The organism is Xanthobacter wiegelii (genome assembly GCF_043193855.2).
In the GTDB taxonomy this organism is placed as follows: Bacteria; Pseudomonadota; Alphaproteobacteria; order Rhizobiales; family Xanthobacteraceae; genus Xanthobacter; species Xanthobacter flavus_A.
On sequence record NZ_CM195529.1, the window covers coordinates 5,228,966 to 5,247,500 of the forward strand.

Annotated in this window: 21 protein-coding genes; 15 read left to right on the forward strand and 6 right to left on the reverse strand. The window is 68.9% G+C overall.

Features of this window, described 5'->3' with window-relative positions:
- Positions 1-55 precede the first annotated feature (55 nt).
- Both gloB and V5F63_RS24485 read left to right on the forward strand, forming a co-directional pair.
- On the forward strand, positions 56-829 hold the full coding sequence (gloB, locus tag V5F63_RS24480; RefSeq protein WP_394102836.1) for a hydroxyacylglutathione hydrolase: 774 nt from the start codon (positions 56-58) through the stop codon (positions 827-829).
- A 4-nt stretch (positions 830-833) separates the two neighbouring features.
- Positions 834-1,280 (forward strand): cupin domain-containing protein, encoded by a 447-nt coding sequence (locus tag V5F63_RS24485; RefSeq protein WP_394102835.1) that lies wholly within the window; start codon positions 834-836, stop codon positions 1,278-1,280.
- A gap of 9 nt (positions 1,281-1,289) precedes the next feature.
- On the opposite strand, the gene V5F63_RS24490 is transcribed toward V5F63_RS24485, so the two are convergent.
- From V5F63_RS24490 to V5F63_RS24500, 3 genes are all read right to left on the reverse strand, one after another.
- Positions 1,290-1,508, reverse strand: coding sequence for a hypothetical protein (locus V5F63_RS24490; RefSeq protein WP_209486785.1), 219 nt, complete (start codon positions 1,506-1,508; stop codon positions 1,290-1,292).
- Between the two features lie 118 nt (positions 1,509-1,626).
- A complete protein-coding gene (locus tag V5F63_RS24495; protein ID WP_394030249.1) occupies positions 1,627-2,097 on the reverse strand; it encodes an SRPBCC family protein in 471 nt (156 codons plus the stop codon).
- Positions 2,098-2,167: 70 nt separating this feature from the next.
- The gene (locus V5F63_RS24500; RefSeq protein WP_394102834.1) at positions 2,168-2,611 is read right to left on the reverse strand and encodes a hypothetical protein; all 444 of its coding nucleotides are present in this window, start codon (positions 2,609-2,611) and stop codon (positions 2,168-2,170) included.
- Positions 2,612-2,676: 65 nt separating this feature from the next.
- Between V5F63_RS24500 and V5F63_RS24505 the strand changes: the two genes are divergently transcribed.
- Positions 2,677-3,006: a hypothetical protein gene (locus V5F63_RS24505; protein ID WP_394102833.1), complete on the forward strand. Its 330-nt coding sequence runs from the start codon at positions 2,677-2,679 to the stop codon at positions 3,004-3,006.
- Between the two features lie 11 nt (positions 3,007-3,017).
- On the opposite strand, the gene V5F63_RS24510 is transcribed toward V5F63_RS24505, so the two are convergent.
- Positions 3,018-3,524, reverse strand: coding sequence for a type II toxin-antitoxin system HicB family antitoxin (locus V5F63_RS24510; RefSeq protein WP_394102832.1), 507 nt, complete (start codon positions 3,522-3,524; stop codon positions 3,018-3,020).
- A gap of 369 nt (positions 3,525-3,893) precedes the next feature.
- Here V5F63_RS24510 and V5F63_RS24515 point away from each other — a divergent pair, with 369 nt between their 5' ends.
- Positions 3,894-4,712: an exodeoxyribonuclease III gene (locus V5F63_RS24515; RefSeq protein WP_394102831.1), complete on the forward strand. Its 819-nt coding sequence runs from the start codon at positions 3,894-3,896 to the stop codon at positions 4,710-4,712.
- 32 nt (positions 4,713-4,744) lie between these two features.
- On the opposite strand, the gene V5F63_RS24520 is transcribed toward V5F63_RS24515, so the two are convergent.
- Positions 4,745-5,464: a hypothetical protein gene (locus tag V5F63_RS24520; RefSeq protein WP_209486796.1), complete on the reverse strand. Its 720-nt coding sequence runs from the start codon at positions 5,462-5,464 to the stop codon at positions 4,745-4,747.
- 781 nt (positions 5,465-6,245) lie between these two features.
- Here V5F63_RS24520 and V5F63_RS24525 point away from each other — a divergent pair.
- From V5F63_RS24525 to phoB, 7 genes are all read left to right on the forward strand, one after another.
- The gene (locus V5F63_RS24525) at positions 6,246-7,487 is read left to right on the forward strand and encodes an ATP-binding protein (protein WP_394102830.1); all 1,242 of its coding nucleotides are present in this window, start codon (positions 6,246-6,248) and stop codon (positions 7,485-7,487) included.
- Between the two features lie 121 nt (positions 7,488-7,608).
- On the forward strand, positions 7,609-8,649 hold the full coding sequence (gene pstS / locus V5F63_RS24530) for a phosphate ABC transporter substrate-binding protein PstS (protein WP_209486798.1): 1,041 nt from the start codon (positions 7,609-7,611) through the stop codon (positions 8,647-8,649).
- Positions 8,650-8,768: 119 nt separating this feature from the next.
- Positions 8,769-9,761 carry a phosphate ABC transporter permease subunit PstC gene (pstC, locus tag V5F63_RS24535; RefSeq protein WP_209486800.1) on the forward strand — a complete coding sequence of 331 codons (993 nt, stop codon included), beginning with the start codon at positions 8,769-8,771 and terminating at the stop codon, positions 9,759-9,761.
- Positions 9,762-9,774: 13 nt separating this feature from the next.
- Positions 9,775-10,608 carry a phosphate ABC transporter permease PstA gene (gene pstA, locus V5F63_RS24540; protein WP_209486802.1) on the forward strand — a complete coding sequence of 278 codons (834 nt, stop codon included), beginning with the start codon at positions 9,775-9,777 and terminating at the stop codon, positions 10,606-10,608.
- 84 nt (positions 10,609-10,692) lie between these two features.
- Complete coding sequence (gene pstB, locus V5F63_RS24545) at positions 10,693-11,517, forward strand: phosphate ABC transporter ATP-binding protein PstB (RefSeq protein ID WP_209486804.1); 825 nt, start codon at positions 10,693-10,695, stop codon at positions 11,515-11,517.
- A 20-nt stretch (positions 11,518-11,537) separates the two neighbouring features.
- The gene (phoU, locus tag V5F63_RS24550; protein WP_209486806.1) at positions 11,538-12,272 is read left to right on the forward strand and encodes a phosphate signaling complex protein PhoU; all 735 of its coding nucleotides are present in this window, start codon (positions 11,538-11,540) and stop codon (positions 12,270-12,272) included.
- Between the two features lie 54 nt (positions 12,273-12,326).
- A complete protein-coding gene (phoB, locus tag V5F63_RS24555; protein ID WP_024281354.1) occupies positions 12,327-13,028 on the forward strand; it encodes a phosphate regulon transcriptional regulator PhoB in 702 nt (233 codons plus the stop codon).
- A 225-nt stretch (positions 13,029-13,253) separates the two neighbouring features.
- Here phoB and V5F63_RS24560 read toward each other — a convergent pair whose 3' ends face one another.
- Positions 13,254-14,621 carry a flavin monoamine oxidase family protein gene (locus V5F63_RS24560; protein ID WP_394102829.1) on the reverse strand — a complete coding sequence of 456 codons (1,368 nt, stop codon included), beginning with the start codon at positions 14,619-14,621 and terminating at the stop codon, positions 13,254-13,256.
- Positions 14,622-14,955: 334 nt separating this feature from the next.
- Here V5F63_RS24560 and V5F63_RS24565 point away from each other — a divergent pair, with 334 nt between their 5' ends.
- The 4 genes from V5F63_RS24565 (at position 14,956) to V5F63_RS24580 (ending at position 18,389) form a co-directional block, all read left to right on the forward strand.
- Positions 14,956-15,447, forward strand: coding sequence for a MarR family winged helix-turn-helix transcriptional regulator (locus V5F63_RS24565; RefSeq protein ID WP_209486816.1), 492 nt, complete (start codon positions 14,956-14,958; stop codon positions 15,445-15,447).
- A gap of 230 nt (positions 15,448-15,677) precedes the next feature.
- Positions 15,678-16,430: an SDR family NAD(P)-dependent oxidoreductase gene (locus V5F63_RS24570; protein ID WP_209486818.1), complete on the forward strand. Its 753-nt coding sequence runs from the start codon at positions 15,678-15,680 to the stop codon at positions 16,428-16,430.
- A gap of 8 nt (positions 16,431-16,438) precedes the next feature.
- On the forward strand, positions 16,439-17,335 hold the full coding sequence (locus V5F63_RS24575) for a DMT family transporter (protein ID WP_209486820.1): 897 nt from the start codon (positions 16,439-16,441) through the stop codon (positions 17,333-17,335).
- A 184-nt stretch (positions 17,336-17,519) separates the two neighbouring features.
- Entirely contained in the window at positions 17,520-18,389 is an 870-nt protein-coding gene (locus V5F63_RS24580) for a type 1 glutamine amidotransferase (protein WP_209486822.1), read from the forward strand.
- Positions 18,390-18,535: the final 146 nt, after the last annotated feature.

Sequence of the window (18,535 nt, forward strand, 5' to 3'; positions counted from 1 at the left end):
GCGCCGGGTCCGCAACCCGAGCCGTCAAGACCGTCCCCTCCCGGAGATCGACACAGTGCCGGCCGACATCCGCCTGATCCCCTGCCTCGGTGACAATTACGCCGTCCTCATCCACGATCCCGTCACCGAGGCCACGGCGGTGGTGGACGTGCCCGAGCCCGGCCCGGTGATGACGGCGCTGGAGAAGGAAGGCTGGACCCTCACCCATATCCTCGTCACCCACCACCACGCCGACCACACCCAAGGCATCCCGGCGGTAAAGGCGCGCTATGGCGCCACCGTGGTCGGCCCCAAGGCGGAGGCGGACCGCATTCCCGGCCTCGACGTGGCTGTGGTGGATGGTGATCCCGTCGCGGTGGGCTCGCTGGTGGGCCGCGTGCTGGAAACCCCCGGCCACACCGCCGGCCCGGCCTCCTATCTGTTCGAAGGCGAGAAGCTGCTGTTCGCGGGGGACACCCTGTTCACCCTCGGCTGCGGGCGGGCGCTGGAATGCGAGCCGCCGGTGCTGTGGCAGTCGCTGCAGCGGCTCCGGGTGCTGCCGGAAGACCTGGATGTCTATTCCGGCCACGAATACACGCTCGGCAACGGCCGCTTCGCCCTCTCGGTCGATCCGGACAATGCGGACCTCGCGGCCATGTATGCCAAGGCGCAGGAGCAGCGGGCCAAGGGCGAGCCGACCATGCCCTCGAAGCTCGGCGACGAGCTGAAGGCCAATCCCTTCCTGCGCGCGGACGATCCGGCCATGGCCGAGCGTCTGGACATGTCCGGCGCCGACCCGGCCGAGGTGTTCACCGCGCTGCGCGAGCGCAAGAACAGCTTCAAGGGCTGAGGCGATGGGGGACACGGACCGCGCCTCGCTCACCGCGGAGGCGGTGATCGCCCTGCTGGAGCTACAGCCCCACCCGGAAGGCGGGTTCTTTCGGGAAACGTTTCGCGAGACGGCACCGGATGGCGGGCGCGGTGCGTCCACGGCCATCTATTTCCTGCTGCGCGCGGGCGAGCGCTCCCACTGGCACAAGGTGGATGCGTCGGAAATCTGGCACTGGCATGCCGGCGCGCCGCTGAGGCTGTCCATCGCCGCGGGCGGGGACCGGCGCGATCTTCTGCTCGGGCCGGATCTGGCGGCCGGGGAGCGGCCGCAGGGCGTTGTGCCGCCCTTCGCATGGCAGGCGGCCGAAAGCCTTGGCGCCTGGACGCTGGTCGGCTGCACCGTGGCGCCGGCCTTCGATTTCGCGGGATTTGAACTGGCTCCGCCGGGATGGGAGCCGGGCCAGCCCTAAGGCTCGCCCTCACACCATCGCGCAGAGGGCTTCCATGCGGGCGCACACATCGCCGAGGCTCGGCTTGTTGGCGCCGCTGCGCTCGGCCATGAGGAAATCGGCGAGATCGTCGGCTTCCTGCTGGCGCAGGAACTTCACCACGTCCTCGACGCTGGACACCCGCGTCTCGGCATCACCAATCACGATCCGCAGAGAGGTCGGGGTGTTCAGAGATCGGCTCTGGCCCATGGTCGTCTCCGTTCGTCGGCTACCACCTCCGCTGCGGAGGCCGGCATCATCAGCCGGATAGTCAACGCGGCCTTATGGCGGCGGTTCCCGGCCATGGCGCCATCGTGTGCGATTTTCCTCACGCGCCGTGGGCGATGAGGTCGGGCAGGCGGCGGGTGAGGGTGCGCAGCACGCTTTGCGAACCCTTGGACATGATCTCGAACACGCCGTCATTGGCGCCGTCCGTGCCGAAACCGTCGTGGAAGAAGCGGAAATGGGTGCCGCCCGAGGGCGTGGGCGTCAGCGTCCAGGTCACCAGCGTGTCGATGTAATGGCCGAAGCCCTTCAGCTCCTCGTGCCCGCCCTTCCAGCTGAACGACAGCTCCTTTTCGGGAATGCAGCGCGTCACCTGGCACTGGAATTCGCCGTCCCACCGCTCGATGGGCCGGCCCCAGATGGTGAATTTGTGCCCTTCCAGCGGCTGGATGTCGTTGGGAAAGAACCACACCGCGAGCCATTCGGAATCGGTGATGGCGCGCCACACCACATCCACCGGCTGGTCGAATTCGGCTTCGGTGAGAATGGAGCGGGTTTCGACGACATCCGACATGGAAGGATCTCCAAAAGCCATCAATGAAACGGGCGCGCGGGCCTTTGGCTCGCGAAGCAAAAATCGGACCTCAGGCGGTTTGCGACACAGCTTCCCGCCCGTCGAGCGCATCGCCGAAGGCGTGCGCGAAGGCGATGCGGTCGGCTTCCTGCGGGAAAACAATGTCCGCGCTCCATTCCGTGGTGCGCGTGCCGCCCGGCCAGTCGCGCGGGGCGCGATGCCAGGCGAGGGCCGGCCAGCGCGGATTACGCCGCGTCTCGCCGGCCTCATCGCGCCAGGCGGGGCGGCCGAGGGTGGCGGTGAGCCACGCCATCACCTCCGGCCCGACGGCGAGGGCGAAGGCGACGCCGTGACGGATGCTGCGCGGCGGGGCGCGCAGCAGCGTCTGGCCGATCACCGCATAGGCCGGCGGGCCATCGTCCAGCGCCAGCTCGCGCATCACCAGCACCCGAAAGCCGCCCGCGACGGGCTCGGCCGGCACGGCGGCGATGGCGGTGGGATCGTCGCGACGCATCAGACGCACCCCCTTGGCACCGTTCCTGCTACGCCCGGACGAAGCCGGAAACCGACGGAGGCGGCGTGACCAAGGCGGACTACATTCCCGAGTTGAGCGAGGTGCGCATGGAGCGCCGCGCGCCGGAGGCGCCGTTCCAGCTGGAAACGGAAGATCATGTCTATGTGCACGGATGCCTCCGGCAGGTGGAGGCGGCGTTCGGGCTCGATGGCTTTCCCGGCGTGCCGTTCGACGCCATCCCCGGCCGCGCGCTGGTCCATCGCCTCATCGTGTGGTGGCGGACGCTGGAGCCCGAGACGCCGCAACAGGCGGAGGCCCACGCCCAGCTGCCGGGCGCCATCCGCCTGCTCGACACGGTGTCCGCCTTCCTCGAAGAGCGGGCCAGGCGCGGCTGAGCCGGCATCGTTCACGCCTCCGCCTTGGTGTCCTGCATCGCGTCCGGCTCGGGCGGGGCGCGGTCGGCGGCCTTGAGGGCATCGATAGCGGCGAACAGCGCCAGCCGCCCGTCCGCCTCCGCCGCCTCCGGCGTCGCGCCGATGCCGAGGCAGCCGGGCACATCCGGAAAGCGCACGGCAAACCCGCCGCCCTCCGCCTCCGGGAGCGGCGCGACCTGCGCGGGATAAGCGGCGAGGTCCACCGCGGTGCCCGGCGCCAGCGTGCGCAGGCGCACCGGCGCGGTGCCGTCATCCATGCGGTCCACCATGGCGACGAACGCCTTCACATGGGCGGCGCGGATGGGGGCCTTCATGGGCACGGCCACGCAGTCCGGCACGGCGGGGTGGATGAAGACCACATGGGTCCCCGTCACCTTCCGGAACTTGATGGCATATTGGGAGGCGATGATCTCCAGATCCGCCGGCCGCCGCTCCGCGCCGGGGCTGGCCCGCAGGGCCTCAAGCCGCTTGTTGTGCATGGCAATGAACCCATCAAAGAACGAGGCGTCGGAAAAAACGCGGCCACTGGAAAGGCTTCAGTGTAGGCCTGCCGCGAGAGGCGGCAAGGCGAAATGGTGGGCAGAGGAGCTCCCCGGACAAGCGACGGCGCCAGCCGGAGCGCTGATCCGGGGGCCAGCGCACGACGCCCCGCGCAGCGGGGCAAAGCTTGAGGGCGGCAGGTTCGCTAGCGCCTTCGGCGAGTCTTGCGCTCGACCCCGGCTCGCATTCCGCTGTCGCTGCATGCGTCCGGGGTGCGATGGCAGCTCACCAGCCCCCCGTCCTTGCCTCCCCCGCCCGCGCAGGTGTAAGGCTCGATCCTCCCGCCCTTTTTCAGTCTGCCATTGCCCGTGTCCCTCACCGTCTGCACCTGGAACATCAATTCCGTCCGCATCCGCCTCGACATCGTGCGCGCCGCCCTGGAGCGGCTGCGGCCGGATGTGCTGTGCCTGCAGGAGACCAAGTGCCAGGACGACAAGTTTCCCCTGAATGCGATCCGCGATCTGGGCTTCCCCCACATCGCGCTCAACGGGCAGAAGGGGTGGCATGGGGTGGCGACATTCTCGAAGCGGCCTTTCGCGCGCATTGAGAAGGGCGCCTTCTGCGGCAAGGGCGATGCCCGCCACATCGCGGTGACTCTGGACGGCGCGCACGCGCTCGGCAAACCCCTCACCATCCATAATTTCTACGTGCCGGCGGGCGGCGACATTCCGGACCCGGAGCTGAACCCCAAGTTCGCCCACAAGCTCGCCTTCCTCGACGAGGTGACGGCGTGGCCGGCGCTGAAGGCCGACGCGGCCGGCGACGGGCACGCCATCGTGGTGGGCGACCTCAACATCGCCCCGCTCGAAACCGACGTGTGGAACCACAAGCAGCTGCTCACGGTGGTCAGCCACACGCCGGTGGAGGTGGAGCGGCTCGGCGCGTTCCAGGCCTCCGGCCCGTGGGTGGACGTGATGCGCCGCTTCGTGCCGCCGCAGGAGAAGCTGTTCACCTGGTGGAGCTACCGCTCGCCCGACTACACCGCGAACGATCGCGGCCGCCGGCTCGATCATGTGTGGGCGTCCGAAAGCCTCGCGCCCTCGGCCAGCGCCATGACCGTGCTGAAGGACGCGCGCGGCTGGGACAAGCCGTCCGATCATGTGCCGGTGGCGATGACGTTCGGGTAAGGACCTTCACCCGGACCCTTCGGCCGAGCCGCTCAGGGCTTGGTCGTGGCGGGCGGCGGAGCCGCCGGTGCCTCGGCCGGTCCGCCGAGGCCCGGAATGCCGAGGGCGGCGCCGATCTTGCCCTTGGGCACCTTCATCACCTGGATGCCGGCCGGCAGCTGGAACTGCGCCTGATCCTGCGGCGCGCGGGTGAGCGAGGTCGCCTCGAACACCGTGTGCTTCGCGCCCTTGATCTCCACTGTCGTGCGCAAGGCGATGCCGTCCGGCGTGATGCAGGCGGTGGTGGCGCCGAGGGCGGATTTCATCTGCGGATCGACCTTCCACACGTCGCAGGCCTCGCCCGCCACCGTATCCTCGCCCACCCTGAGGCCGGTGCCGGACAGGGCGCCGAGCACGTATTCGGGCGGCAGCTCGATCTCCACCGCCATGTTGGGCAGGTTGGGCGTGCGCACCACCATGCTGCGCGCCTTGAGATCGATGATGCCCACCATGCTGCCGGGGATGTTGGGCTTCTGGATCTCCACCCGCATGCGGCCCTGGCTGTGAGCGAGATCGAGGGTGCCGCCGCGCTTCAAATTGGCCTTCAGGGCAAAATCAGCGCTGGGCAGCGGCACCGGATCGGCACGCACGGGCGAGACCGGCGACAGCAGGGCGACCATGGTACCGGCCAGAATGGCGAAAGCCGGCCGCGCAATACCCGCGACTGCACGGCGGCCGCACCCGCCAGCCCGGCGCCGGTCATCCTGAGCCATCGGCAATTCCTCCGCCCCCGTCCCCTCATAGCAGATGGGCATGCCTGTTGGGCAAGGCATGTCGCACCGGCAGGCCGCGCGGGCGGCCCGAAGCACTCTGCCGAAGGTACCTTGATCGCCGACGCGACGGCGCACGGCTGGCGAAAACCGCGCTCGATCAAATATCGGGAGGGCCGGCTGTCGTAATGCCTTCTTGGAGGGGCGCGAGCATCACCCTTCAAACGAAGGGCCGACATCCCGGGGCGATTCGCCACAGGCGGGCGGCTCGGCAGGCGTTCGCGAAATGCGCCGGAAAGAAGCAGCGAGGCCGTGTAGAATGCCGCGAAAGGGAGGGCGCGCCAGGATGATGCCGGAAGGGCCCGCGCAGGCCGGCCGCGAGCAGGAGTCTCGCGAGCAAGGGATGAGCGAGACGACGCGCGATCAGGAGAGGCCCGTGCGGGAGCGCCGGGCGTCGGAGCGACGTGCCCAGCCGGCGGGAACGTCCGGCCAGCCTTCGGTCGAGCCCGTTGTCCCGCCCGCTGCCCCCTCGCCTGCCCCGGCTCCAGCCGCGCCCGGCCCGGCCGCGCCCGCCCTCACGTCATCGACGCTCGCGCCCCCGCCCGAGCCCGCTCCACCGCCGGCTCCCTCCATTGCGCCGGCGGAGACGCCGCGCACGACCCACCCCTCCACCCCTCAACCCTCCACCCCTCAGCCCTCCACCGCGCAGCCTTCCCCGCCGCCCGCCCCGGCCGTGCAGGCGGACCCCTTCCTTCCACCGGGCCGCATCGGGCGTTGGAGAATTGTGTGGCTCGCTGCCATCGCGGCAGCGGTCATCGGCGGGGCGGTGGCCGGCGCGGTCGATCCGGTGGTGGCGCTGCTGACGGCGGCGCTGCTGGTGGCGCTCGCCGTGTCGCTGCGGCCGGCGCCGCCGGCCCCGGTGCCGGTGGTGACACCCCTGCCGACCCCGCCCCCTCCGCCGCGGGACACGCAGGCCTGCGCGGTGGTGGCGGCGCTGCCCGAACCGGCGCTGCTGCTCTCCGCCGCCGGCAACATCATCACCGCCAACCAGCGCGTGACCCTCGCCCTCGGCCCGACGCGGGTGGGCGATCCCCTGTCCTTCGTGGTGCGCGTGCCCGAGGTGCTGGACGCGGTGCGCGCGTCGGCGGCGGACGGGGTGCCCCGGCGGGTGGAATTCGCCGAGCGCATTCCCCTCGACCGCTGGCTGGAGGCGCATGTGGTGCCGCTCCGGCTGCACGTCTCGCCGGAGCGCGCGCCGGACGCGGTGCTGCTCACCTTCCGCGACCTCACCCAGCAGCGCCGGGTGGAGCAGATGCGGGCCGATTTCGTGGCCAACGCCAGCCACGAGCTGCGCACGCCGCTCGCCTCCCTCTCCGGTTTCATCGAGACGCTGCAAGGCCCGGCCCGCAACGATGCCCCCGCGCGCGAGCGTTTCCTCGCCATCATGGCGGCGCAGGCGCGGCGCATGTCGCGGCTCATCGACGACCTGCTCTCGCTGTCCCGCATCGAACTCAACGCCCACGTCCAGCCGCAGACCAAGGTGGACCTCGGCGCCATCCTCGCCCACGTCTGCGACACCCTCTCTCCGCTGGCCGGCGATCGGGGCGTGGAGCTGGAGCAGGTGCGCGAGGCCCCCGATCTGGAGGTGCTGGGCGACCGCGACGAGCTGATCCGCCTGTTCGAGAACCTCGTGGAAAACGCCCTCAAGTACGGCGCCCCCGGAAAGAAGGTGCAGGTGCGCCTCGCCCGGGAGAACGGCACGGCCGTGGTGAGCGTGCGCGACTTCGGCCCCGGCATCCCGCCGGAGCACCTGCCCCGCCTCACCGAACGCTTCTATCGGGTGGACGTTGCGGCGAGCCGTGACCAGGGCGGTACAGGGCTGGGGCTCGCCATCGTCAAGCATATCGTGGCCCGCCACCGGGGCCGGTTGGGCGTGGAAAGCGAGCTGGGCGCGGGCGCAATCTTTTCCGTCCGCCTGGAAGCTTTGCCGAACCCGGAAAAAAGACTCGACAAGTCAACAGCGTAGTCTGTCATTTTCGTGTCATGGGCACGTCATAGAACCTTGGCGCGCCGGGGCTAAGAGTCCTGAGCCCAGTGTTGCCCCGGCGCCTGCCGCAGCGGCAACCGAATTGGCAAGGAGAATTATCGTGAAGCTCACCACCGCTCTCGGCGTGATCGCCGTAGCTGGCTCGCTGTTTGCCGGCGGCGCCTCCGCTGGCGACATCACCGGCGCAGGCGCGACCTTCCCCGCCCCCGTCTACCAGTCCTGGGCCGTTGCCTATAAGGAAAAGACCGGCACGGGCCTCAACTACCAGTCCATCGGCTCGGGCGCCGGCCAGACCCAGATCTTCAACCGCACCGTGGACTTCGGCGCGTCCGACGCCCCGGTCCAGACCGAGAAGCTCGCGCAGCAGAAGCTCCTCCAGTTCCCGGCCGTGATCGGCTCGGTGGTCGCCATCGTGAACCTCGACGGCATCGCCGCCAACCAGCTGAAGCTGACCGGCCCGGTGCTCGCCGACATCTATCTCGGCAAGATCACCAAGTGGAACGACAAGGCCATTGCCGACCTCAATCCCGGCCTCAACCTGCCGAACCTCGGCATCGTCCCCACCTACCGCTCTGACGGATCGGGCACCACCTTCGTGTTCGCCTCCTATCTCGCGGACGTGAGCCCCGAGTGGAAGTCGAAGGTCGGCGCCGCCACCTCCGTCTCCTGGCCGACGGGCGCCGGCGGGAAGGGCAATGAGGGCGTGTCCGGCACGGTGAAGAACACCAAGGGTGCTATCGGCTACGTCGAGTACATCTACGCCTCGGCCAACAACCTCGTCACCACCCAGCTCCAGAACAAGGCCGGCAAGTTCGTGTCGCCGACCGTTCCCGCCTTCCAGGCGGCTGCCGCCAATGCGGACTGGGCCGGCGCCAAGGACTTCGCCGCGTCCATGATCAACACCCCCGGTGATGCCACCTGGCCGATCACGTCCGCCACCTTCATCCTCCTCCCCAAGGAGCCGAAGTCGGCTGAGCAGGCGGCCGAGGTCATCAAGTTCTTTGACTGGGCCTTCGAGAATGGCGCCCCCATCGCCGAGAAGCTGCACTACATCCCGCTGCCGAAGGACGTGGCGGCCCGCGTGCGCGAAGCCTGGAAGACCGAGGTGAAGGTCGACGGCAAGGCCGTCTGGTCGAACTGAACGGGCGGTATCGCCCATTCTATGGAAACTGACGGGAGCGCCGCCTTCGGCGGCGCTCCTCTTGCCCGGCCGGGGTCCGGCCTAAAGCTTTTTTGAAGCGCGTGCGGGGGAAGGACCAGATGGACGCGACGATGAGTGGTACCGGCGCGGGCCCCAAGGGAGCCCTGGTCGCGCCGATCGGATCGGCAAAGGCGGTGGGACGCACCGCAGACGCCATCTTCGTGGGCCTCCTGTGGGGATGCGGCATCTTCGTGCTCGTCCTCCTCGGGCTTATCATCGCGATGCTCTTCGAGGGCGGGCTTCCGGCGTTCCATGCCTTCGGCCTCGACTTCCTTTGGAACTCCACCTGGAACCCGGTGACCGAGAATTTCGGCGCCCTGGTGATGATCTACGGCACGCTGTTCAGCGCCGTCATCGCCGTCATCATCGCGCTGCCGCTGTCCTTCGGCATCGCCTTCTTCCTCAGCGAGATTGCGCCCCAGCGCCTGCGCCGGCCCATCGGCGTGGCGATCCAGCTGCTCGCTGCGGTGCCCTCCATCATCTACGGCATGTGGGGCTTCTTCATCATCTCGCCGCTCATGGCGGCCTATGTGCAGCCGCCGCTGATCGAGCTGTTCGGGCCGATCCCCGTCCTGGGCGCGCTGTTCCAGGGCCCCGCCCTCGGTGGCGGCATGCTCACCGCCGGCCTCATCATGGCGGTGATGATCCTGCCCTTCATCACGGCCATGTTCGTGGAGACGCTGGAATCGGTGCCGCCCATGCTGAAGGAATCGGCCTACGGCATCGGCGCGACCACTTACGAGGTCTACAAGAACGTCTCGATCCCCTACGGCCGCACGGCCATGGTCGGCGCCATCATGCTCGGCCTGGGACGCGCGCTCGGCGAGACCATGGCCGTGACTTTCGTGATCGGCAACGCGACGCGTCTCTCGGCCTCGCTGTTCGCGCCCGGCGCCACCATCGCCTCGACCATCGCCAATGAGTTCCCCGAGGCAGCGCAGGGCTCCCTGAAGCTCGACTCCCTCCTGGCGCTCGGCTTCATCCTGTTCGTCATCTCCTTCATCGTGCTGGCGCTCTCGCGCTTCCTCGTCCGATCCAACCTGAAGTCCTGAGGAGCGCACCAGCATGTCCTCCCTCGCCATCCGCCGCACAAAGGATCTCACGGTCAAGGCCGTCAGCACCGGCTTCGCGGTGTTCGCCTTGTTCCTTCTTGCATGGATCCTGTTCACGCTGGTGCAGAAGGGCCTGCCGGCCTTGGGCACCAACGTCTTCACCCGCATCACCATGCCGCCGGGGCAAAACGGCGGCCTGCTGAACGCCATCGTCGGCTCGCTGATCCAGATCGGCATCGCGATGGCGATCGGCACCCCCATCGGCCTGCTGGCCGGTACGTTCCTGGCCGAGAACGGCAAGACCACGAAGGTTGGCCACGTCGCTCGCTTCGTGAACGACATCCTGCTCTCGGCGCCGTCCATCCTGGTCGGCCTGTTCGTCTACACATTCCTTGTCTCGCCGCTGGGCGGCTTCTCCGGCTGGGCCGGTGCCATCGCCCTCGCCATCCTGGTGATCCCGGTGGTCGTCCGCACCACCGAGGACATGCTGAACCTCGTGCCGGTGGGCCTGCGTGAAGCCGCCTTCGCGCTCGGCGCGCCGCAGTGGAAGGTGGTGATGCTGATCACCTGGCGCGCGGCCCGCGCCGGCATCGTGACCGGCGTCCTGCTGGCCATCGCCCGCGCCGCCGGCGAGACCGCGCCGCTGCTGTTCACCTCGCTCGGCAACAACGCCATGTCCACGGACCTGTCGAAGCCGATGGCGAGCCTGCCCATCGCCATCTACCAGTTCGCCGGCAGCCCGTTCGACGACTGGGTGGCGCTCGCCTGGGCCGGCGCGCTGCTCATCACCGTGGGCGTGCTGGTGCTTAACGTGGCGTCCCGCCTGTTCCTGGCCCGCAGCCACTGAATTTAAGGCGCGGGCCAAGGCCCGCCGCCTCTCCGCCCTTTCCATTTCCTCCGAAGCACGGCCACAAGCCCAAGCGAGGACAAGATGACTTCAGCCGTCGACCCCACCTTCAATCTCGCCTCCGCCGTCGGCGCCAAGCCCGACGCGCCGTCGGCCCCCGCCAAGATCAAGGTGGAGAACCTGCAGTTCTACTACGGCAGCAATCATGCGCTCCGGAACATCAACTTCGAGGTTCCCGAGAAGCGCGTGACCGCCATGATCGGCCCCTCGGGCTGCGGCAAGTCCACGCTGCTGCGCGTGTTCAACCGCATGTTCGACCTCTACCCCGGCCAGCGCGCCGAGGGCGCGGTGCTGTTCGACGGCGTGAACATCGTCGGCAAGGAGCTGGACCCCACCATCGTGCGCACGCGCATCGGCATGGTGTTCCAGAAGCCGACGCCCTTCCCCATGTCGATCTATGACAACATCGCCTTCGGCGTGAAGCTGCACGAGAAGCTCTCCAAGTCGCAGATGGACGAGCGCGTGGAATGGTGCCTGCGCAAGGCCGCCATCTGGGACGAGACCAAGGACCGCCTGCACACCTCGGCGCTCGGCATGTCCGGCGGCCAGCAGCAGCGCCTGTGCATCGCCCGCACCATCGCGGTGAAGCCCGAGGTGATCCTGCTCGACGAGCCCACCTCGGCGCTGGACCCCATCTCCACCTCGAAGATCGAGGATCTGATCGACGAGCTGAAGCAGGAATTCACCATCGTCATCGTCACCCACAACATGCAGCAGGCCGCGCGCTGCGCCGACATGACCGCCTTCTTCTATCTGGGCGAGCTGATCGAGGTGGCCCCCTCCGACGTGATCTTCACCAATCCGAAGGAGATCAAGACGCGCGACTACATCACCGGCCGCTTCGGCTGACCGATTGAAGGATCACTGAGATGCCGGATCATATCGTTGCCTCCTTCGACCAGGAGCTGAAGGAAATCGGCCGCAAGGTCGTCGAGATGGGCGGACAGGCCGAGCGCCTGGTCGCCGACAGCGTCACATCCCTCATCCGCCGCGACAGCGCCCTCGCCCAGAAGGTGGTGCTGCTCGACGCCACCGTCGACCAGGTTCAGCGCGAGATCGAGGACCGGGCCATCCTGGTCATCGCCAAGCGCCAGCCGGTGGCCATCGACCTGCGCGAGATCGTCGCCGCGATCCGCATCGCCAACGACCTGGAGCGCATCGGCGACCTCGCCAAGAACGTCGGCAAGCGCGTCATCGCGATCGAGGGCGAGTATCATCCGGCCAAGCTCGTGCGCGGGGTGGAGCACATCTCCGACCTCGTGCTGGAGCAGCTGAAGGAAGTGCTCGACGCCTACGCCGCCCGCAACGACGCCAAGGCGGTGGAAGTGTGGGGCCGCGATGGCGCCATCGACACCATGTACACCTCGCTGTTCCGCGAGCTCCTCACCTACATGATGGAGGATCCGCGCAACATCTCGGTGTGCACGCACCTGCTGTTCTGCGCCAAGAACATCGAGCGCATCGGCGACCACGCGACCAATATCGCGGAGATCGTCCACTACATGGTCACGGGTCAGAACCTGCCGGAGACCCGCCCGAAGGCGGACGCCTCCAGCGACACCACCCTGCCCTTCCCGGGCCGCACCACAACCGTTCAGAGCTGATCCAACAGACCTGAAGACGGGGCGCGGAGCCCCGATAGTGACGGATAGACCAAAGTGCCGGCGCGTATTCTGATCGTCGAGGACGAAGAGCCGTTGACCCTCCTGCTCCGGTACAATCTGGAGTCGGAGGGCTACGGCGTCGAAAGCGTGGGACGCGGCGACGAGGCCGAGACCCGGCTGCGCGAGAGCGTGCCGGATCTCATCATCCTCGACTGGATGCTGCCCGGCCTCTCCGGCATCGAATTGTGCCGGCGGCTGCGCACCCGGCCGGAAACCGAACGCCTGCCCGTCATCATGCTCACCGCCCGCGGGGAGGAGACCGAGCGGGTGCGCGGCCTCGCCACAGGCGCCGACGATTATGTGGTGAAGCCCTTCTCCGTGCCCGAGCTGCTCGCCCGCGTGCGCGCCCTGCTGCGCCGGGCCAAGCCCGAGCATGTGGCGACGCTGCTTCGCGCCGGCGACATCGAACTGGACCGCGAGACGCACCGGGTGCACCGCGCCGGCCGCGAGATCCATCTCGGCCCCACCGAGTTCCGCCTGCTGGAATTCCTGATGCAGAGCCCCGGCCGCGTCTTCTCCCGCGAGCAATTGCTCGACGGCGTATGGGGCCAGGACGTCTATATCGACGAGCGCACGGTGGACGTTCACGTCGGCCGCCTGCGCAAGGCCATCAACCGCGGCCGCCAGTCGGACCCCATCCGCACCGTGCGCGGCGCCGGCTATTCCTTCAACGAGATGTTCGCCCGCGCGCATTGAGCGTTGCTTCCGCTCAGACGCCGCGCGGGCTTTTGGGGCGTTGTCTTCGCTCAGGCGCCGCGCGGGCTTTTTGAGGCTCCGACCTCTCCAATTGAGCGCCGTCATCGTCCGGCTGCACCGAAAATCGGGCACCCCTCCAGCCGAGAAGTGGATCGCCCGCACGAGGCGGGCGATGACGGGGCGGAAGATTAAGAGCGCGCGGCGAGGGCCATACGGCCCGCCCCCTCACCCCGTCCGCACCCCGATCAGCCCCAGCGCCTGCTTCGCCGCGCGCTCGCCGGAGAGCCAGGCGCCGCCGACCGTGCCCCAGAGGGTCTCGTGGGTATGCTCGCCGGCGAAGACGAGGCGTCCGCCGACCGTCTCGGTGAAGGCGCGGCGCATGTTGCCGAACCCTGGCAGCGCGCAGGAGAAGGCGCCCAGCGCCCACGGCTCCTTGCTCCAGCGGGTGGCGAACACCTTGCCGACGCGCGCGCCGGCATCCGCGCCGAACTCGCGGGTCAACGCCGCCTTCACGAAGGAAGCGGCGGCCTCGGGCGGGCTGTCGGCGAGGCCGGCCGCCACGGCGCCGCCCACCTCCAGGCTGTAGAGATCACTGCCGCCGATGCGGGCGCGCAGCGCATAGGCGCGCGGGCTGTCGGCACGGAAATAGATCAGCTCGTCGGCGCCCAGGTTGCCGGGATTGCGCGGCAGGCGGAAGCCGATGTGGTCGAACGCCCCAAGGGTGATCTTCTCCACCGCCGTGCGGTAGCGCGGGGGGAAGGTGGGGCCGATGCGCAGCTTGCCGGCGGCGATGACGCTGGGCGGCACGGCGACGATCACCGTGCGGCCGGTGACGGTGCCCTTGTTGGTCTGCACCGAGACCAGGCGGGGGCTGAGATCGATGGACCGCGCCACCACTTCGAGGCGCACCGTGAGCGGCCGCGCGAGCTGCGCCACCAGCGTGCCGACGCCCTGCCGGCAGATGTCCTCGCTCTCGCGTTCGTCGCCGCGGGAGACATCCACGGTGGAGACCTGATCGAGCTCCTTGGCGCAGGTGAACGGGCCGAGCACGAAGCGCGCGCTGTCCCCCCACGGCCCGAGGTCCGGCAGCGCGCGGGCGGCAGCCATGTCCCGGTTGGCGTCACCGGCGGCGACGATGGCCCGCTCGCCCCGGCGCACCGTGGCGATGAAATCCTCATAATCGGCATCGCCCGCCTCGCGCCCGCCGACATAAAGCCGGCCGCCGTCCGGCGCGCGATAAATGTCGAGCCCCTCGGCCCGGCCGAAGGCGGCCATGGGGCGGGCCGCCGGCATGTTGAGACGGGCGGACCCGAGATCGAACGGCACGCCGAACTGGGTGGTATCCGTGATCGTGCGCCCGCCCACCTGCTTGCCGGCCTCGAGCAGCACATAGCTGCGTCCGGCCTCGGCGACACGGCGGGCGGCGGCGATGCCGGCCGCGCCGGCGCCGATGATGATGACGTCCGCCTCGGTCTGCTGGCCGAGCGCGCGGGTGGTGGCAAGGCTCAGGCCCGCGATCGGCGCGGCCGCCAGCGCGGCACCGCGCAGGATGAGCGCGCGTCGGGAAAGGGAAAGGCGATCGGGTCCGGTCACGGCGGGGACGCTACCATGGGGCGCTGAGCGGGGCGAGGGGGCGTGGGAACCGCCTTTTGCCCGTCGCTGTCATCGCCCGCCTTGTGCGGGCGATCCACGGCGCCGCGGGAGGGGTGCCGGGAAAACCGTGCAACCGGACGAGTGGTTGGGTGGATCGCCCGCACAAGGCGGGCGATGACGGCCCTCGGAAGATGGCGCGCGCGAAAAATTCACGAGCGCCTGCGTCTTTGACAGCTGTCGGGCTCTAACCTTCGCAAAATTGTAAGCCGGCATGTGGATAAAGGGGCGCGCGAACGGGCCGCCCCGCTCGCGCTCAGGAAGGGCGGGGAGACCCATGAAGGATCCGGTTCAGAAGACCATCGGCTACAGGCTCACCCACACCGCGCGCCTGCAGAAGGCGCTGTCGGCCCGCCTCCTCGCCGGCCTCGGGCTGTTTCCCGGTCAGGAATCCGTGCTGAAGCTCCTGTGCGAGGCGGACGGCCGCACCATGGGCGATCTCGCCTCGGCGCTGCGCGTGCGCCCGCCCACCGCCTCCAAGACCATCGCCCGGCTGACGACGCAGGGCCTCGTGGAGCGCCGCGCCACCGATGGCGACGGCCGGCTCGTGCGCGTTTTCCTCACCGAGGCGGGACGCGACCGCGGCGCCTCCATCGATCACGTGTGGGACCAGCTGGAGGCCGAGATGGTGGTCGGCCTCGACAGCAAGGAGAAGAAGCGCCTGCGCAAACTCCTGCGCAAGGTGGAGAAGAACCTCGCCCTGCGCCTCGGCGCCGACGGCGGCCTCGATGACGAGGCCGAGCCTGGAGACGAGGACGAGGACGCCTGAGCGGCGCCCCTCTCCGCCCGCGCCGCGCGCCCTGTTCGCCTGGTCCGCCTTGCACGGGACGCATGGAGGGCTGCGCGCCCATGCGCCCCCGCGCCCTTTCCTCCCGATCCATCCCGCGCTATGCGTGGGAGGATTGGTTTTCAATCGATTAAGCCATACCGGCACAGCCGCCGCGCCAACGGCAGAAACTTGGGACAGCCGGCCGGAGCCGGCGCCGCACCGGGGGAAACATGTCCAACGCCATCGATCTGAAGGACCGCTTCGCCATCGTCACCGGCGGCGCGCAGGGCATCGGCCGCGCCGTGGTGGAGCGCTTCCTCGCCTCCGGCGCCCGCGTCGCCATCTTCGATCGCGACAGCGCCCTTGTGGTGAAGACCGCCGATGATCTCGGCCGCGCCCGCGTCATGCCCGTGACCGTGGACGTGAGCAGCCTCGCCGACGTGGAGCGCGCGGTGGCCGAGGTGCACGCCGAATTCGGCCGCATCGACATCCTCGTCAACAATGCCGGCGTCGCCGGAGCGAACCACAAGACGTGGGACTATCCCGAAGCGGAATGGAAGAAGGTGATGGCCATCAATCTCGACGGCCCCTTCTTCTGCTGCCGCACCGTGGCCCCGCACATGATCGCGCAGAGATACGGGCGCATCGTCAACGTGGCCTCAATCGCCGGCAAGGAAGGCAATCCCAACGCCTCGGCCTACTCTGCCTCGAAGGCGGGGGTGATCGCGCTCACCAAGTCGCTGGGCAAGGAGCTGGCCGAATTCGACATCGCGGTGAACTGCGTGACGCCCGCCGCCGCGCGCACCGCCATCTTCGACCAGATGAGCCAGCAGCACATCGACTACATGCTCTCCAAGATCCCGCGCGGACGCTTCGTGCAGGTCGATGAGGTGGCGGCGACCATCGCGTTCGCCGCCTCGGCGGACTGCTCCTTCACCACGGGCGCGGTGTTCGATCTCTCCGGCGGCCGCGCCACCTACTGAGGATCGCCATGCGCGCGCCGGGAGACACCCACGTCACGCCCGCCCCGGCGCCGCTGGTCGGCATCGCGCTCATGTGCCTCGCGGTGATGAGCTTCGCGCTGACCGACACCACGGCCAAATGGCTGAGCGCCCACATCAACGTGCTGATCGTGGTGTGGGCGCGCTATGTGATCCACTTCGCGCTATCCCTGCTGGTGTTCAACCCCTGGACCGTTCCGGGACTGATGCGCACCAAGCGCCCGGTGCTGCAGATCGTCCGCTCGGCGCTGCTGTTCGCCACCACGGCGCTGAACTTCACGGCCCTCCAGTTCCTGCAGCTGGACCAGACCGTCTCCATCATGTTCTCCATTCCCTTCTTCGTGGCCCTGTTCGCCGGGCCGCTTCTGGGCGAGCGGGTGGGGCTGGAGCGATGGCTCGCCATCATCGTCGGCTTTGCCGGCATCCTTCTGGTGGTTCGGCCGGGGGCCGGCGGCATCCATCCGGCCGCCATCCTCTCGCTGGTGGCGGCGGCGACCTACGCGCTCTATTCCATCACCACCCGAATGCTGGCGCGCACGGACGCCAGCAAGACGACACTGTTCTACACCGCGCTTGTCGGCTCCGTGGTGGCGAGCATTCCCCTGCCTTTCGTGTGGGAAACGCCGCGCGATCCGGCGGTGATCGGCGCCATGCTCGGCCTCGGCGCGGTGGCCGGCGCGGGCCATTTCGTGCTCATCCTCGCCCATGCCCGGGCACCGGCGGCGACGCTCGCGCCTTACATCTACACCCAGATCCTGAGCATGATCGCCCTCGGCTGGCTGGTGTTCGGGCAGGTGCCCAGCCTGTGGACGCTGGCGGGGGCCGCCATCGTCATCGCCTCCGGCACCTATCTTCTGGTCCGCGACGCGCGCGCCCGGCCGCAGTGAGCGAATTGGGCCAAAGGTCCATCAGCCCTGATTGATGGAGCTTTGGCGAGCCCGCGCGGCGCCTGAGCGTGGCCGCCCGGCGTCGGTCGCAGACCGGAGCGAATGAGTAAAGTACGATCCTTCTCGGTTTCGCCAGATTGCAGCTTATGCTGTGCGTTCTTCCGTCTGAAACCGCAGGACCATCATGAGCGCCGCCCGTCTACTTGTCGTCGAAGGAAATACCGCGGAGGCCCGCGCCCGGCAGGTGGCTTTCGGTGGTCAGGCGGCAAGCGAGGGCTATGCGCAGCTGCTGCGCGAGTTGTTCCCCGGCGCCGTGACCGTGGACATCTGCTATCCGGCCGATGCCGGCGCGAACCTGCCCGATGCCGGCGGCATCGAGGGCTATGACGGCATCGCCATCACCGGCTCCTCGCTCAACATCTACAATGGCGGGCCGGAGATCACCCAGCAGATCGAGCTGATGCGCACCGCCTTCACCACGGACGTGCCCATCTTCGGCAGCTGCTGGGGCCTCCAGCTTCTCACCGTCGCGGCCGGCGGCGCGGTGCGGCGCAATCCGCGCGGGCGGGAGGTGGGCTTCGGCCGTCGCATCCGCATGACGGCGGAAGGCGCGGCGCACCCCATCTTCGACGGCAAGCCGGCGGTATTCGAGGCCATGACCGTGCATCTCGACGAGGTGGAGACGCTGCCGGAGGGCGCGCGGCTCCTCGCCAGCAACGATCATTCGGTGGTTCAGGCGGCGGAAATTCCCGTCGGTCGCACGGTGTGCTGGGGGGTGCAGTATCACCCCGAGTACCCGTTCCGCGAGATGGCCGCCATCTTCCGGCGGCTTCAGCCCTCGCTGGTCGTGGAGGGCTTCTTCGCCGACGAGGAGGAAGAAGCGGCCTTCATCGCCGACCTCGAGCATTTTGAGCGCGACCCCGGCAATGCCGCGCTGGCCTGGCGCCACGGCATCGACGGCGCGGTGATCCGCAAGAATGTGCGCACCCTCGAGATCGCCAACTGGATCACCCACCAGGTGCTCCCCGCCCGCGCGCGACGGGGCCGGGACTGAGGGGATCGCATGTCCGTGTTGCAGAAGAAGACGTCGCGGGCTTGGTCGGCTCAGGCGTCGCGCCGGCCCTCCGTCGCGCCCCGAATGATCGCGCTTGGCTTGGCGTATCGTGGGTGTGTTCGGGGCTGACGGGTTTGGAACAGCAA

Excerpts from the sequence above, each read along its gene's own strand:
- V5F63_RS24575 (WP_209486820.1), top strand. The coding sequence starts at position 16,439 with ATGCGCGCGCCGGGAGACACCCACGTCACGCCCGCCCCGGCGCCGCTG.
- pstA (WP_209486802.1), top strand. The coding sequence starts at position 9,775 with ATGTCCTCCCTCGCCATCCGCCGCACAAAGGATCTCACGGTCAAGGCC.
- V5F63_RS24520 (WP_209486796.1), bottom strand. The coding sequence starts at position 5,464 with ATGGCTCAGGATGACCGGCGCCGGGCTGGCGGGTGCGGCCGCCGTGCA.
- pstB (WP_209486804.1), top strand. The coding sequence starts at position 10,693 with ATGACTTCAGCCGTCGACCCCACCTTCAATCTCGCCTCCGCCGTCGGC.
- V5F63_RS24570 (WP_209486818.1), top strand. The coding sequence starts at position 15,678 with ATGTCCAACGCCATCGATCTGAAGGACCGCTTCGCCATCGTCACCGGC.
- V5F63_RS24500 (WP_394102834.1), bottom strand. The coding sequence starts at position 2,611 with ATGCGTCGCGACGATCCCACCGCCATCGCCGCCGTGCCGGCCGAGCCC.
- V5F63_RS24580 (WP_209486822.1), top strand. The coding sequence starts at position 17,520 with ATGAGCGCCGCCCGTCTACTTGTCGTCGAAGGAAATACCGCGGAGGCC.
- V5F63_RS24490 (WP_209486785.1), bottom strand. The coding sequence starts at position 1,508 with ATGGGCCAGAGCCGATCTCTGAACACCCCGACCTCTCTGCGGATCGTG.
- V5F63_RS24510 (WP_394102832.1), bottom strand. The coding sequence starts at position 3,524 with ATGCACAACAAGCGGCTTGAGGCCCTGCGGGCCAGCCCCGGCGCGGAG.
- V5F63_RS24485 (WP_394102835.1), top strand. The coding sequence starts at position 834 with ATGGGGGACACGGACCGCGCCTCGCTCACCGCGGAGGCGGTGATCGCC.
- phoU (WP_209486806.1), top strand. The coding sequence starts at position 11,538 with ATGCCGGATCATATCGTTGCCTCCTTCGACCAGGAGCTGAAGGAAATC.
- pstC (WP_209486800.1), top strand. The coding sequence starts at position 8,769 with ATGGACGCGACGATGAGTGGTACCGGCGCGGGCCCCAAGGGAGCCCTG.
- V5F63_RS24565 (WP_209486816.1), top strand. The coding sequence starts at position 14,956 with ATGAAGGATCCGGTTCAGAAGACCATCGGCTACAGGCTCACCCACACC.
- V5F63_RS24495 (WP_394030249.1), bottom strand. The coding sequence starts at position 2,097 with ATGTCGGATGTCGTCGAAACCCGCTCCATTCTCACCGAAGCCGAATTC.